The organism is Nitrospira sp. (assembly GCA_024760525.1).
Classification (GTDB): Bacteria; Nitrospirota; Nitrospiria; order Nitrospirales; family Nitrospiraceae; genus Nitrospira_D.
The window spans coordinates 1,763,724-1,779,142 of the sequence record CP060499.1; the positions used below are offsets into that span (position 1 = coordinate 1,763,724).

Genomic DNA, 15,419 nt, shown 5'->3' on the forward strand with positions numbered 1-15,419 from the left:
AGATGTCAGCCTGGAATCTTCCGGACCTCATCGATCACACCGTGTTGCGGCCGGATGCCTCGAAGTCCGACATTATCCGGCTCTGTCAGGAAGCAAAGGACAACGGCTTCACGGTCATTTTTGTTCCTCCATGCTACATCGATGAGGCGGTTGCGGCCGTGGCCGGCACGAAGATTCGTGTCGGGATTCCGATCGGCTTTCCTTTAGGCGGACACAGCACGCACACCAAAGTCGCCGAGGCGATTGAGGCAGTGTCGCGCGGCGCCAAGGTGTTGGACATGGTCCTGAACGTGAGTCGCCTGAAGTCGGGCGATCATGCCTCTGTGCGGAAGGATATCGCTGAGGTTGTGAAGTCGACGCCCGAGGTTGAGCACAAAGTCATACTCGAGACCTGTTATCTGACACAGCAGGAGAAGCGGACCGCCTGTCATTTGGTCGTGGAAGCCGGGGCGGATTATGTCAAAACCTCGACGGGCTTCGGTGCTGCGGGTGCAACGATCGAAGATGTTCGGTTGCTGAAGGAAACCGTCGCGGGGCGGGCCAAGGTCAAAGCTTCCGGCGGTATTCGGGATTGGAAAACGACCCTCGCGATGCTGGAAGCCGGAGCCGATCGGATCGGCACCAGCGCCAGTCTCTCCATCATCCACGAGTGGCGCGCGGAGTCCTCTAGATAGGCATGCAAGAGAATCATCGCGGATGACCTCCCGGCAACGTCTGTAAGTATCCTTCTTTCCCATCCCACAGCCGTGTTCACCGTGTTCTCTTCGTGATCTGCCCACAGGATGTCCTGGCCATCACGGGTTGCGTAGAAGAACCTATGCCGCATCGATCCTATTTGATATAGTGCGCCAATGATCAATCGGGTCATTCTGCTCGTCATTGATGGGTTCGGCGTCGGAGCATTGCCGGATGCGGGGGCCTATGGCGATGATCAGGCCAATACCATCGGCCATTTGGCCGATGCGGTCGGTGGACTGAGTCTTCCCAATTTGGAGTCGCTTGGCCTTGGGCATCTTGCGCTTATTAAAGGGGTGCGGTCGATGGCGCAACCAGTCGGATGTTTCGGCCGTCTCGGTTTTTCATCGCGGGGCAAAGACTCCGTGGTAGGACACTGGGAGCTCAGCGGGGTCATCGTGAAAGAGGAGACGACCGTCTGTCGATCCGGCATTCCGGCCGCGACGACGGAGGTTATCGAAGGAGTTATCGGTCGAAAGACGATCGGGAGCACGATCACGTCCATGGCTACCGCGCTGAGTGAGTATGGCCAGGAGCACATGAGCACAAAAGCGCCGATCATATGGACCGATGGGAACAATACGTGCTTTCTGGCGGTTCATGAAACGATGATGTCCGCAGCCGACTTGCAGCAGCGCTGCCGCGAGATTCGAAAGGCGCTGAAAGATGCCGGTGTGCGGATTCGTGTCGTTGCGCAACCGCTGACAGGTGAGCCCGGCGCGCTTCAGCCTTCGAAAGGCCGGAGAGATTTTGTGTCGGAACCACCGGGGTTGACGATGTTGGACGTCCTGAATCGATCCGGCCAGATCACGATGGGGATTGGGAAAGCCTACGACCTGTTCAGCGGTCGTGGATTTACGAAATCGTTCGCGGTCGCTTCCGCTATTGCGGCTCTCGACGAAGTAATCGGCATGCTGAACAAGGTGCCGCGCGGTCTTCTCTATGCGGCGCTCGATCTGTTTCCTGAAGAGCCGACGGGGGCTTCAACGGCATTGGAAGCGTTCGATCGCCGGTTGCCCGATCTCTTCGAGAAGTTGCGCGTTGGAGACTTGGTGATCGTGACCGGTGATCATGGGCGTGATCTTTCACTCCCGGGGAAGATGCCGACTCGAGAATATGTGCCCGTGTTCGTGACCAGCCCTAAACTGGCGCAAGGCGTGGACTTAGGGAGTAGACCGACGGCCGCGGATGTGGCGCAGACGGTGGTCGAGGCGCTTCGAGCCGAGCGATTGCCCGTTGGAGAGAGTTTCTTAGATGCCCTCAGGCCGGGCTAGCGAAGAGAGAGAAGGAGACGCGATGTCCTATGAGCAACGATTAAAGCAGTTAGGTCTGGAGCTGCCGCCCCCGCCGAAACCTGTGGCGAACTATGTGCCGGTGGTCAAGAGCGGTAACCTGTTGTTTCTCTCGGGTGTATTGCCCTCGCGCGACGGCCAGCTCATGATGACCGGCAAGCTTGGGGAAGGCCTCACGGTCGAGCAGGGGATGGAGGCGGCGAAAGCGGCGGTGTTGAACGGCTTAAGCATTATTCGAAGCGTGACCGGATCACTGGATCAGGTCACACAGATCGTCAAGATGGTCGGCTATATCGCCTCTGCTCCTGGGTTTGCCGATCAGCCTCAAGTGCTCAACGGCGCGTCGGACCTACTGGTATCGGTGTTCGGGGACGCAGGCCGTCACGCGCGCGTCGCCGTCGGTGCCGCGGAATTGCCGCGACATGCTCCGGTTGAGATCGAATTGGTCGTCCAAGTCGCTTCCTAAGTCAGCCTTGACTCTTCAAAAAATCACTTGTTAAAGTCGAGTATGTTTCACGTAAAGCTGTTCGACCACTCTTTCGCTCGCCCATAGGCTATCCATGACCATCATGCGAAACAGATACCTGACGATGTTTTTTGTCTGGTTCTCCCTCCTAACATGGGGAGGAAGCGCAGTATCGGCTGCCGGCAAGGCCTCGATAGAATTGTCCTCCCAGTCGGCCACGCTCGGCGCAACGGTGACTCTCAGTGGAAAGTTTGGAAATTTCAAATCCACCCAATTCAACAAAGTGACATTTAACGGGGTGCCTTCGCTGGTACAGCGATGGGAACCGGACCTCATCGAGGTGAAAGTCCCATTCAAAGCGACCACAGGTCCTGTCGAAGTGTGGATAGGAAAGAAGAAGCTGCCGGCCGGACTGATGACCATTGTTGCTCCTCGTATTGAAGCCGTCACACCCGGGGAAGTCGAGCGTGGGGCCACACTGCTGATCACCGGCCACCATTTCGGCCTTTCGGCCGGCGCACGAGATCCCAACACGATGTTCGGCGTGAACGACATCGTGGTCGGCGGAGTCGTGGTACGGCCGCGCCGGTGGAAAGACGACAAGATCGAGCTTGAAATTCCGACGAATGCCGTAAGCGGAGATGTGGCCGTTCGGCTGGCCTCGTCTGATCCGCTGCCTGACGGGTCGTGTTGCGCGCCGGTTGAGTATCTCGTGAGCAACGCTGTCCCGCTGACGCTGATCCCGTCCGTCCGAGTGGATCCGGTCGCAGGGCCTGTCGGGACGAAAGTCGTGTTGTTCGGCCACGGATTCGGGAATGCAAAAGCGTCGAACGATGCCGTGCTGATCGGTGGGCAACCGGCGACGATCGCTCAGTGGAAAGACGACGTCATCGTTCTCCATGTGCCGATCGGCGCCGAATCCGGTCCGCTGACTCTCAAGCAAGGCGGACGAGAGCGGGTGCTCGCACAATTTACCGTCCATGTTTCCCGAACCGCCTCTCTCAGTCCGGCGAGCGCTCCTATCGGGACGTTGCTGCGCATCAATGGCGAGCACTTTGGGTTTTACTCCGAGAGCGGGTCGACGCCGTACAACTTCATGGATTTCAATACCGGTGAGAATCGAGTCGAGATCGGCGGTGTACAGGCGGTCATCTATCGCTGGAACGACGACCGTATCGATGTCTGGGTCCCGTTCAGCGCAAAGAGCGGAAAGGTCGTCATTTACCGCAGCGCCAACAAGCCGAATGCGGTGGGTCTCTGTTGCGCCGAACGGGGAACCGTGGCGATCGAGGCCGGGGAGTTCAGCCTCGTCACGCCGGTCATCGAGTCGTATGATCCGAAGGCAGCCGGATTGGATGCCACCGTGACGATAAAGGGAAGCGGGTTCGGGACCTTTCTGAAGACCGCAGAACATGCCGATCTGGGGCTCAACCAGAAAGCCTATAAGCGGCGATCCGACATAGAAATCAACGAGCCTGATGAGAATACTACGGTTGTCTCGAACGTCTCACGGACTGAAGTCCTGTTCAACGGCACAGCGGCGGTGGTGCAGTCCTGGACCGATCAGGAAATCGTGGTCAAGGTTCCGCATCGTAATCTTTACGGAATCGGAAAGAAGGGCGAGTTTTTTGATAACCTGGCGACCGGTCCGCTGGTCGTTCGCCGAGGGTCGTGGGACGTGCTTTCCGACGGGACCTGCTGCTCGCCGAAGAAATGGCTGACGCTCGAGGCCGGCGAATTCACGATCGAAGCGAAGGGCCTTCCAGACACAGGCTATTGGAATAACAACAGACCCGATGCGAGCACCAATCAATAATGCGGCTCCGGTTCCATCTCGGTAGTAGGCATCGGTATCCTTCGCTCTCTTCCGTTTTTCTCCTCGCCGCCACGCTGGCGACTCCTCAAGTAGCCGGGAGCGCGGACTCCAATCTTTCCCTCACGACACAAGTCAGCAACACGAAGTCAACGTTGATGAGTATTCAGTTTCAGACTCCCCAACATGGCTGGGCTGTGGGAAGCGGAGGGACGATACTGAAGACGACCGACGGCGGGAAGAAATGGAAGCGAGCGACGAGCGGAACCACCGCGCTATTGACCTCCGTGTTGTTCATCGACTCATCCAAGGGCTGGGTCACCGGCGCAGGAGGACTGCTGCGATACACGGTGAATGGGGGAGAGTCATGGGCTACACAGTCGCTCGACACTCAACAGCCTTTGTACGGAGTCTATTTCCCATCTCCCAGCATCGGTTGGGCAGTGGGCGGAGGCGGCACGATTTTACACACCGTCGACGGCGGTGAACATTGGGTGGAGCAAGTAAGCGGTACGACAGCGGCCCTCTATGCGGCACACTTTCTTAACGATCGGAAGGGGACGATCGTCGGCGCGTTGGGGACCGTCCTTTCGACAGACGATGGGGGCACTACGTGGAGACCACAAGCAACGCAGGATGCCGTCACGCTTTTTGATGTCTTCTTCACGGATCCCTCGACGGGCTGGGCAGTCGGCAACGCGGGCGCCTTGTTTCAGACAACGAATGGCGGGGCCAAGTGGGTTGATCAAACCTTGCCGTGCGGCAAGACTTGCACAAAGATCATCGATCTGTTGAAAGTTCGGTTCGTAAGTCAGCAAGAAGGCTGGATTGTTGGTGAGCGAGGAATGTTGTATCGGACTACCGACGCCGGTCTCACCTGGAGTGAAGGGAAATCAATTGCCCCTGTCTCGCTCTTCGGTCTCAGTTTTCCCGACGGCACGCGTGGATGGGCCAGCGGAGAAAACGGGATCATCGTTCAGCTACACCTGGGCCGCTAGTCGCTTATCTTATAATTGCGGTTGTACGCTCCCCCGTCAAAGAAACACTGCTCACAGCGGGAAGTCCAGTACCGCGTCTCACTTCGGTCGCTATCTCCAACCGGGTTGTTTAAAATACTATCCAACGTGTCAAGAAGCAGTCCCGGTCGTGCGTAGCAGTCTATCGCTGTGAACGATTCAGGAACGAACGATCTATCGCGCAGTCGTTGCTCTCCGGCGCGGCTAGCGGCAGGAGCAGGCGTTTCGATCAAACAAGGTCTGCTGATTCTGTCCCTGGGTCTTGTTTCGATTTATATCACTGCCGATGCCAGGGCGGCTCATGATGGCTATGATGGGAAGCCTCAGGTAGAACGCCATGATCCCTCCGGATCGGGCTATGAGATTTCGGGTCTCTCCTTCCGAGTATTTGTGGATCGAGGCACGGAAGGGGCGGTCGATGGATCTCTCGATGAGGCTGGCGCCCATTCGGCTCTCCGGACGGTGATCGAGACCTTCGCCTATCTCAATCAGCATCGACACAGCTATCCACGATTCGACGAAGCGGTGAGCAGAGGCTTGCTCGATCGTGTCATCATTCAACCGAGTGTGCGCAATCATGAGGGAAGATCCTTTCCTTTTCTGGTTGTGCGAACAGTGGAGCCCGGTCGGATCAGACTGCTGGTCAGCGCCTCGTCCATGAAAGATGGAGGGTTCCTCGGAGCGGCTGAACAGTTCGCGCCGGTGGTGGCTCGAGAGTTTCAATGGGTGATCAGTAAGGCGGATACTGCTCAGAAGCCGAAGTCCGCCTTCATCGAACGAGATCTCCGGCATGCGCCCATTGGGACAGATCAGGACATTAAGACTCTTTCCGGTCAAGAACGGGTACGTCTGCTGCAGCGGCTCTTCGAGACATATCTGCGGACGGTGGACGATGTGCGGAGTTTGGACGGGCAGTCTTACTACGAGGTCGGCAGCACCGCCATGGTTGCTCCGAGTCAGCCGGATTCCACGACGAAGTTCTACGATATCCGGATTCGCGAAGCCCTGCAGAAGATCGTGCGTGACCCCGTATTTATGGATCGCACGCCGTTGGCCGTGACGAGCTTGCTGAACGGAGCTATCTGGAACGTGGCGTTCGTCAAGATCGATCAGCGCGATTGGGCCACCAGGACCAGAGTGTCGCCTGCTGAGAGGGCCGTGAAGGTTGGGGAATCCGGACGGGTGATTCAACCTGCGGCGGTCCTGGTCAATCTCCATAGAGCGGCGACGCCGGACGACTCCTATCATCCCGACACGAAGCAGCTCCCGATGGGTGCGCTGTCGACCGACCAATTGGCGCTCGTCATTGCCAAGGAGATCCAGCAGAACATCGTGGAGAAATCACAGACCGGTCATGTCGCTCAAGATTCGCTCACCGCACCACAATAGTAGCGCGTCAAGGGGAAACCGGAAGAACGACTTAGAGCATATGGCGGACAATAAGAACTCCTCCAGACCCTCCTATTGTTACATCGGTGTTAACCGGCATCAGTTCTAGACTGACAGCCGTTCTACATCTTCCAATTTCACGCCTTTCGATCAGTCTTATGGTATAAGACAAACGTGTCACCTTGCCTGAGATGAAGCGTGCATCCGGCGATGTAGGACCGGCAATTCTTCCAATCATGAGAGGGGCTTCACGGTGTCTGACGTGACAAGGATGGTTCGGCACTTTCGACAGATCCTGCTTTGGCCGATGCAATTGACACCCATCCGTGAGGATGCGCCGATCCAAAAACACTGGGAGCTGTTGCAGGCCACCGATTCAGGCAATCCCTGGCGAGAGGTGGTTGATGAATTCACCGGCGATCCCCGCCAGTTTCAGGAACGACATTACAGCGAGTTCGTGACATTCCTGCCCTATGTGCAGCGATTCCTATATGGAGAGGGCAAGGGGACCAGCTTTGATGTGCATGAGGAGTCGGCGATCCGGGTCTTTCGTCGAGATGACGTCGCCAAGGTGCGGATGACATTTCCCGGTCCCGATCAGGCGCCAGAGACCTTTACCGTGGCGCACGTGGATCTGTATTTTTTTTACGATATCGATGTGGCGATCCTCGTGGTGGAGATCCACGCCGACGATCTGCCGCTGTCGCGGGTCCAGAACTCGCTCTTTCGCTTCGGCCGTTGTTATCCGACCTATTGGGAGCCGGATGGGCATGGCGGTCATTGCCCGAAGCAGGTGGAATGGCTCTCCTCGGAAGGCACGGTGCTCGCGGTCTCGGACTATGACGACCGAGAAAAATACCTTTCCTTCGTGTGCCGGCATCGCTCGCTCAGTCTGGCCTCTCATTGGGAATTTCTGCTCGAACCGCTGGTGCTCCACCATTCGGAGAAAAAGGGCCTGATTCGGTATCGACAGATCGAATACCATCTGATGCCGGTGATGGCCTATCTCACGATGGACGATCCGGGGGCGCTGACGAGAGCGGAGTTCACACGAGTGGGATTGGCCGCGGCCCCTGGCCGATCCGACGTGTTGCCCTTTTCAGAACGCTATCTCCACGACTTCGAGGAGCGACATTGTTACGATCGGTATTGGAACGGGCAGGGGAAGGATTCGTCGGGTGCCCGCTTCATGTGCACCGGCCGCGTGTTTACGATGGTGGGTGAGTCCAGAGAGCCGGCATTTGAGGACCGCAAGACGAATCTTGAGCAATTTCGCCATGAATATTTTCTGCTGTTCCTGATTCCGCATTTTCACAAGGCCGCGCTGTTGATGCTGACCAATCGTCTGGTGGAGGCGATGAATCAGCTCGACATCACGAAGCTCGATTCGGTTCGGCAGTTCCGCCGCGTGATTCGCCAAACGTTGGGCATCTTCTTGCGGTTTACCCATCGCTACTGGTCCCATCAAGTCTCGGATCACGGGCAGGTGAAGGAACTGTATCGGATGATCAGCGAGCATCTGGGCACCGATCGACTGTATGCCGAGCTGCGGTCGGAGCTTGAGGATATGAGCCAATACCTCGACAGCGATGCGTTGCGCCGGCAAGGCGAGACGATGGTGCGCCTGACTGTCGTGGCCACCGTCGGATTGATCGGCGTGGCGACGACCGGTGTGCTGGGCATGAACCTGTTTGCGCTGGGTGAAGAGCCGCCCATGCTGCGGCTCGGGTATTTCTTGCTGGTTCTGATTCCCGTCATCGGCGTGACGCTGTATACCGTCCTGAAGTCGAGACGGCTGTCGGATTTTCTGGAGACGCTTGCCGCGGAGCATCGGTCGTCCAGAGAGAAACTGACGGCCGTGTTGGCAGTGTGGAAGACCAAACACGGACGGGATTCCTAACCGCGCTTAGCCCGCTTCCGAATCAGCGTAAGCCGCTCCCACCTCGACGAATCACCTCACGTTGGATTCGATCACTCACTTGCCGTCCGGCGGCATGACACGAAGAACTTCTCGATGTCGTCGATGACCGGCACTTGCTGTGGATTCCACCATGTCAGCCCTCCGAGCAGGTCCGTGTGATCGACGCCAGGGTAGATGATTGATCGTACGCAACCGCCTCGCTCTCTGATGCGTTGCTCAAGTTTTTCAAGATTGGCGGGTTTCACCGCCGTATCTTTGTCGCCATATAACAGCAGCATCGGCGGTTGTGTTCCGTCAATGAAGGTCGTGACCTGCATGTTTGGGTAGTTGTTCGGCGGGCCGAACATTTCTTCCAGGTCCGGCTCATCCGGCGTAAAGGCATAGGGGCCGGCCAGACCGATAAAATCATGAATGGTAAGGGAGCGATCTTTTCCTTCGTCGGCCATGTAATAGGGAGCGGCCGTGACCAGTGCCCCGATATGAGCTCCGGCGGAATGCCCCATCAGATGAATCCGTGCAGGGTTGCCTTGCCACTCGGCGATATGGTCGTAGACCCAGGAAAGAGCTTTGGCGCTGTCTTGCACGAACGCCGGAAAACGCACGTGGGGATACTTTCTGTAGTCGGGAATAACGACCAGAAATCCTCTGGCGGCGAATGTGGCTCCGATGAATCGATAATCCTCCTTCATCCCATACGTCCAGCGTCCACCGTAGAGGAACACGATCACATCGAATTGCTTCCCATTGGGATCGGCAGGCAGATACAAATCGAGTTTCTGTGAAGGCTCAGAGCCATAGGTTAGATCATGCTCAACTGTCATCTCCATTAAGTGGGTGGGAAGATTGGCGGCTGTGAAGGCCGCTTGTGTGCAGGCCGATGTCGCCAGGAGTGAGCCAAGAGCCATGATCTGAAAGCACCCGCCGTTCAAGCCTTTCATTGAATCATCCCGTTAGGTCGCTCGCTTCAAGGTTCTTCGTTGGTCCCATGCGCCACCATCGAGGTCGCACCGTCCTCGAGTGCTTGACACTGATAGAGTGGTTCAGTACAATTTGTAAACCTTTAACGCTCATCCAGTGAGGTGAGCAAGGAGTAAATGATGAATCACGGTCCGGCCCTGGCCGGTTTGAACTGGACCTTCTCACACACTGCGGTGAGGAGGTTTTTTTGTGCCCGAAATCCGAATCTGCTCGCGCGGTCACGCTGACCATGACGACACCCCCGAACAAGTCGACAGAACGAAAAGACGAGAAGCTGATCATGGATGCCGGAGACATCTCCCGCGCCATGATACGCATCGCACACGAGATTGTGGAGCGCAACAAAGGGGTGAAGGACCTGGCGCTGGTCGGTATACGGACGGGCGGTGTGCATCTCGCTCATCGGCTCGTCAAGCGTATCCAAAGTATCGAAGGCGTCCAAGTGCCGATCGGTGAGTTGGACATTACCTTGTATCGTGATGACCTGGCGTTGCGGAAGAATCAGCCGATCCTGAGAAAAACTTCCGTGCCCTTCGACATGACGAACAAAGTGGTGGTGCTCGTGGACGATGTCTTGTTTACAGGACGGACGATTCGGGCGGCCATGGATGGTCTCATGGATCTCGGACGGCCCGAAGAAATTCAGCTGGCGGTCCTGGTCGATCGCGGCCATCGTCAGTTGCCGATCAAGGCGAATTACATCGGAAAGAATCTGCCGACCGCTCGGGATGAACAAGTTCAAGTATTACTGGAAGAAGCTCGTGAAGATGACCGGGTGGTCATCTTAAAAGCGTGACGGGGAGGACCCTATGAGCCTCAAGCGCAAAGACCTATTGAGTCTTGCCCCGCTGTCTGTGGATGAGATCACGCTCATCCTGGAAACAGCGGATTCCTTCAAGGAAGTGACCGGCCGAGAAATCAAGAAAGTGCCGGCTCTCCGAGGCAAGACCGTGGTGAATCTTTTCTTTGAGCCGAGTACGAGAACCCGTACATCTTTCGAGCTGGCGGCCAAGCGACTGAGCGCCGACGTGATCAACTTTTCTCCCTCCTCCAGCAGCGTGGTGAAGGGGGAGACCCTGCTCGACACGGCTCGGAATATTGAAGCGATGCAGGCCGACATCATCGTCCTGCGTCATTCCTCGGCCGGTGCCGCTGAAACACTGGCGCATGGCGTCAAGTCGTCGGTCATCAACGCGGGCGATGGGTGGCATGAACACCCGACACAGGCGCTGCTCGATTTGTACACGATCCGTCAGCGAGGCATGAATTTTCGGGGGTTGCGTGTGGCGATCGTTGGAGATGTGTCGCATAGCCGTGTGGCGCGCTCCAACATTTATGCGCTCACCAAGCTTGGCGCCGAAGTTCGGCTGGTGGGCCCGCCGACGATGATGCCCTGCGGCGTCGAAAAACTCGGAGCAAAAGTGTACTACGATATGGATGAAGGTCTTCGCGGGACGAACGTCATTATGATGCTTCGTCTCCAGTTGGAGCGACAGGGACGCGCCCTGTTTCCCACGATCCGGGAGTACTCCCGGCTCTATGGCTTGACCGCTGAACGAGTGCGGATTGCCGACACCGGCGCCATCGTCATGCATCCGGGTCCGATTAACCGGGGAGTGGAAATTGCGCCGGATGTCGCTGATAGCTTGTCTTCGGTGATTCTGGACCAGGTGGCGAACGGCGTTGCGGTGCGCATGGGAATTTTGTACCTCATGTCAGGAGCAAATTGAGGATGCCGCAAAAGCCCTCCACCATGGTCCTTAAATCTATAAAGTCTTACATTAACTTATGCTGATAACCACTTAATAATGAGGAGTATATTGTGTCGATTCTTATTAAGGGTGGTCGTGTCATTGACCCGGGTCGGTTCGTCGGAATAGCCGATGTGCTGATCGACAACGGCAAGATTGCCGCGGTGGGTCCGAATCTTTCGGCGCCGGCCGGCGGCCGGACTCTTCAAGCCGACGGAAAGCTCGTGGTACCGGGGTTCGTTGATTTGCACGTCCACTTTCGGGAGCCGGGATTCGAGTACAAGGAAACGATTCAGAGCGGCAGTGCCGCAGCCGTCGCGGGCGGATTTACGACCGTCTGTTGCATGCCCAACACAAATCCGGTGAACGACAATCAAGCCGTCACCGAATTTATCCTGGAACGGGCTCGGCTGGCTGGTCTGGCAAACGTGTTGCCGGTCGGCGCCATTACGAAAGGGTCGGAAGGCAAGGAACTGGCGGAGATCGGTGACTTGCGCCGGTCCGGCTGCGTCGCGATTTCAGACGACGGCAAGCCTGTGATGAACAGTCTGGTCATGCGGCGAGCGATGGAATATGCCCTGGCATTCGATCTCACGGTCGTGGACCATTGCGAAGATCTGCACCTGGCGGAGGGCGGCTGCATGAACGAGGGGTTGATCTCGACCGAGCTCGGATTGCCGGGTATTCCCGCGGCGGCGGAAGATGTGATGGTTGCACGCAATCTTTCACTGTCGGAGTTGACCGGAGCGCGTCTGCATCTGGCCCATATCAGCACCGCCGGGTCGGTCCGAATGGTGCGGGAGGCGAAAGCGCGTGGGATCCATGTGACGGCGGAAGCCTGTCCCCATCACTTCATGCTCACGGAAGAGCTGGTGCGCGGCTACAACACTCACGCGAAGATGAATCCTCCGCTGCGCACATGGGCTGATGTCCAGGCGATCAAGGAAGGATTGCGGGACGGCACCATCGATGTCATCGCGACCGACCATGCGCCCCATGCCACGCAGGAGAAACAGCAGGATTTTACCGAGGCCCCGTTCGGGATCGTCGGACTCGAGACGGCACTGCCGTTGACGTTGGGATTGGTGGAAGAAGGGGTTCTGTCGCTGGAGCAAGCGGTGCAGAAGCTGACCTCCGCCCCGGCTGCGGCGTTCGGACTCAAGAAAGGCACGCTGGCGATCGGTGCGGATGCCGATGTCGTGATTGTCGATCCGCAGGAGCAATGGGAGGTGGACCCGGCCAAGTTCCGTTCAAAGAGCCGAAACACACCCTTTGCCGGGTGGAAGGTGAAGGGGCGGGTGACGACTACCATCATCGGTGGCCGGCTCGTGTTCGAGGCTGGTGCCGGGGAGCGATAGCACGGTGCGGCGCGTGCCCCGTTGGGGAATGGTCGGCTGTCGCGCGCTGGAGTGGTTGGCGCTCGCTGTTTGGGTCGGAGGAATGGTCGTATTGAGTGGAGCGGTGATCCCGGCCGTGTTCAATACCTTCGGAGGGCAGGATTCCGGAGGGATGTTTTTAACCCGAGCGTTCGAAGGGTACCATCGTTTCGTCATCGGAGCCGGCGTCATTCTCTGTGCCGCCGCATGGCTTCGATGGTGGAGCGGGGATCCAACGGTGGCGGTCAGCCGGAGTGAGATGATTCTGCTGGCCGTCATGGTGGCAATTGCCGGAGGCATTATCGTGGTTCTGCACCCGAACGCCGCCGCGCTGCAAGCGCAGGCATTCGCGACGAAGGATGAGACGGCTAAGAAGGCGGCTTTGGAAGCGTTGTTTCGTGTGCTGATGCCGATCCGGACGCTGTACATGATCAATCTCGTATTAGGCCTGTTGCTCATCGGCATCAGGTCGAAGTACTCGCTCGACCAGGATGGAAGAGGACTGTGAAAAAAGCATTGCTGGCACTGGCAGACGGAACCGTGTTCGAAGGCCGTGCGCTTGGCTATGAAGGCGAAACGCTCGGAGAAGTCGTCTTCAACACGGCCATGACCGGCTATCAAGAAATCCTGACTGATCCGTCGTACAAAGGACAGATCATTACGATGACTTGCCCGCAAATCGGCAACTACGGCGTGACGCCGGAAGACGTGGAATCCCGTCGATCATGGGCGGAAGGGTTTGTGGTCATGGAAGCCAGCCGTCTTGTCAGCAACTGGCGGAGCAAGCATACTCTTCAAGAGTCATTGATGGAGGCGAAGGTCGTCGCGATCGAGGGGATCGATACCAGAGCCTTGACGAGACACCTGCGCGAACATGGATCACAACAGGGAGTCATCACACATCTTGATCTCGATCATGAACGGGCGGCCGGCCGAGCGCGACAGGCTCCAAGCATCATCGGTCGAGATTTGGCCGCCGAAGTGACGTGCGCGCGCGCCTATGAGTGGACGGCGGGAACCGAGGATTGGATACCGGTGCACATGGCGAACGGTCGGGATAAGGAAAGCTCCCGGAGGTGGCACGTCGTTGCCTATGACTTCGGTATCAAACACAATATCCTCAGGCGATTGGTCGATGTCGGTTGCCGCGTGACGGTCGTGCCTGCCGCAACATCGGCGGCGGAAGTCGAGGCGCTCCACCCGGACGGCATTTTCCTCTCAAACGGTCCGGGTGATCCTGAGGGCGTTCCCTATGCAGCCCGGGCGGTGGAGCAGCTGATCGGGCGCTATCCGATCTTCGGCATTTGTTTGGGGCATCAGATTCTCGGTTTGGCGTTCGGCCTCAAAACGTACAAATTGAAATTCGGCCACCATGGTGCCAATCATCCCGTCATGGATCTTCGGACGAGAAAGGTTGAAATTACTTCGCAGAACCATAATTTCGCGGTGCACGGTCCCGCATCTCTGCTGGAAGTCCCAAAGGTACCGCCGGTGATCGACACGCGGTTCGGAAAACTCTCGCTCACCCACGTCAGCTTGAATGATCACTCGGTTGAAGGGATGGTGTGTCTCGATCATCCGGTCTTTTCGGTCCAATATCACCCGGAGGCGGCACCGGGTCCGCATGATGCCGCCTACTTGTTCGATGAATTTGTGCGACTCATGGAGAATCATCATGCGTAATCGCTTTGTCATGGGAATATTTGGACTGTTGCTGTCCGGCTGTACGTTCAACTTTCCGCTGTTCCCCGGTCCCGGGCCTTTGCAAGAAGCCCAGGTGGATGGGACGGGAAAGGCCAAGGTGCTGCTGGTCGAGATCTCCGGAATGATCAGTTCTCAGGAGAAGGAGGGATTCCGGCCCACCCCCAGTATGATTGCGAGTGTGAAAGAACAGCTGACACGCGCGGCAAAGGACGAGAACGTCAAAGCCGTCGTGCTTCGGATCAACACGCCAGGGGGAACGGTGACGGCGTCGGATATTATTTATCACGAACTCAAAACGTTCAAAGCGACTCGGAAGATTCCTATCATCGCCTCCATCATGGATCTCGGAACGTCGGGCGGGTACTATATTGCAGCAGCCGCTGACACGGTGATGGCCCACCCTTCGTCCGTGACCGGCAGCATCGGCGTCATCATGCTTACGATGAACGCGCGGGGGCTGTTGGAAAAAGTGGGAGTCGAGGCGACGGCGGTCACATCGGGACCACGCAAGGACATGGGTTCACCGTTTCGGACCATGACGACGGAAGAACGGGCGATCTTTCAGGGATTGATCGATTCGTTTTATCAGCGATTCTTGAATATCGTGCAGGAGGGCCGTTCCAACTTGCAGATGGAGCAGATCAAGCGCTTGGCGGACGGGCGGATTTATACCGGTGAGCAGGCAAAAGCGGCGGGTTTAGTCGATGAAATCGGCTACCTGGAAGATGCCGTTGAGTTGGCCAAGAAGAAAGCCGGGCTGACGGAAGCCCGAGTCGTGACGTATCAACGTCCCGGTGAGTATTCCAACAATATGTATTCCAAGATACTGGCGCCAGGCGGATTGGCCGGTCTCGCCGATCTCGACATGATGTCATTCGTCAAAGGGGGAACCCCGCAATTCATGTACTTGTGGATGCCGTAGGAAAGAGCGCCGATCTCATGACTGATAATATAATGCTGATCGGCTTCGATGTGGGG

Annotated in this window: 14 protein-coding genes; 13 read left to right on the forward strand and 1 reads right to left on the reverse strand. The window is 57.3% G+C overall.

Translation table 11 applies throughout. The features are described from left to right. Window positions 1-2: 2 nt before the first annotated feature. The 7 genes from deoC to H8K04_08315 all read left to right on the forward strand — a co-directional run bounded on the left by deoC (window position 3) and on the right by H8K04_08315 (window position 8,611). Window positions 3-674: a deoxyribose-phosphate aldolase gene (gene deoC, locus H8K04_08285; protein UVT17521.1), complete on the forward strand. Its 672-nt coding sequence runs from the start codon at window positions 3-5 to the stop codon at window positions 672-674. A gap of 177 nt (window positions 675-851) precedes the next feature. Continuing rightward, window positions 852-2,009 carry a phosphopentomutase gene (locus tag H8K04_08290; GenBank protein UVT17522.1) on the forward strand — a complete coding sequence of 386 codons (1,158 nt, stop codon included), beginning with the start codon at window positions 852-854 and terminating at the stop codon, window positions 2,007-2,009. Between the two features lie 22 nt (window positions 2,010-2,031). Then, window positions 2,032-2,493 (forward strand): RidA family protein, encoded by a 462-nt coding sequence (locus H8K04_08295; protein ID UVT17523.1) that lies wholly within the window; start codon window positions 2,032-2,034, stop codon window positions 2,491-2,493. Window positions 2,494-2,596: 103 nt separating this feature from the next. Next, entirely contained in the window at window positions 2,597-4,309 is a 1,713-nt protein-coding gene (locus H8K04_08300) for an IPT/TIG domain-containing protein (GenBank protein ID UVT17524.1), read from the forward strand. Beyond that, on the forward strand, window positions 4,309-5,304 hold the full coding sequence (locus H8K04_08305) for a hypothetical protein (protein UVT17525.1): 996 nt from the start codon (window positions 4,309-4,311) through the stop codon (window positions 5,302-5,304). The genes H8K04_08300 and H8K04_08305 overlap by 1 nt, the downstream gene beginning before the upstream one ends. 168 nt (window positions 5,305-5,472) lie before the next feature. Further along, complete coding sequence (locus tag H8K04_08310) at window positions 5,473-6,711, forward strand: hypothetical protein (GenBank protein UVT17526.1); 1,239 nt, start codon at window positions 5,473-5,475, stop codon at window positions 6,709-6,711. Window positions 6,712-6,982: 271 nt separating this feature from the next. Beyond that, a complete protein-coding gene (locus H8K04_08315) occupies window positions 6,983-8,611 on the forward strand; it encodes a hypothetical protein (GenBank protein UVT17911.1) in 1,629 nt (542 codons plus the stop codon). A 71-nt stretch (window positions 8,612-8,682) separates the two neighbouring features. On the opposite strand, the gene H8K04_08320 is transcribed toward H8K04_08315, so the two are convergent. Further along, a complete protein-coding gene (locus H8K04_08320) occupies window positions 8,683-9,537 on the reverse strand; it encodes an alpha/beta hydrolase (GenBank protein UVT17912.1) in 855 nt (284 codons plus the stop codon). A 302-nt stretch (window positions 9,538-9,839) separates the two neighbouring features. Between H8K04_08320 and pyrR the strand changes: the two genes are divergently transcribed. From pyrR to sppA, 6 genes are all read left to right on the forward strand, one after another. Then, window positions 9,840-10,406, forward strand: coding sequence for a bifunctional pyr operon transcriptional regulator/uracil phosphoribosyltransferase PyrR (gene pyrR, locus H8K04_08325; GenBank protein UVT17913.1), 567 nt, complete (start codon window positions 9,840-9,842; stop codon window positions 10,404-10,406). A 13-nt stretch (window positions 10,407-10,419) separates the two neighbouring features. Further along, on the forward strand, window positions 10,420-11,340 hold the full coding sequence (locus H8K04_08330; GenBank protein UVT17527.1) for an aspartate carbamoyltransferase catalytic subunit: 921 nt from the start codon (window positions 10,420-10,422) through the stop codon (window positions 11,338-11,340). Window positions 11,341-11,432: 92 nt separating this feature from the next. Next, on the forward strand, window positions 11,433-12,719 hold the full coding sequence (locus tag H8K04_08335) for a dihydroorotase (protein UVT17528.1): 1,287 nt from the start codon (window positions 11,433-11,435) through the stop codon (window positions 12,717-12,719). A 4-nt stretch (window positions 12,720-12,723) separates the two neighbouring features. Next, on the forward strand, window positions 12,724-13,245 hold the full coding sequence (locus H8K04_08340; GenBank protein UVT17529.1) for a DUF4149 domain-containing protein: 522 nt from the start codon (window positions 12,724-12,726) through the stop codon (window positions 13,243-13,245). Continuing rightward, window positions 13,242-14,420, forward strand: a complete 1,179-nt coding sequence (gene carA / locus H8K04_08345) for a glutamine-hydrolyzing carbamoyl-phosphate synthase small subunit (protein ID UVT17530.1) — start codon at window positions 13,242-13,244, stop codon at window positions 14,418-14,420. Before H8K04_08340 ends, carA begins: the two co-directional genes overlap by 4 nt. Beyond that, window positions 14,383-15,363, forward strand: a complete 981-nt coding sequence (gene sppA, locus H8K04_08350; GenBank protein ID UVT17914.1) for a signal peptide peptidase SppA — start codon at window positions 14,383-14,385, stop codon at window positions 15,361-15,363. Before carA ends, sppA begins: the two co-directional genes overlap by 38 nt. The last annotated feature ends 56 nt before the right edge of the window (window positions 15,364-15,419 follow it).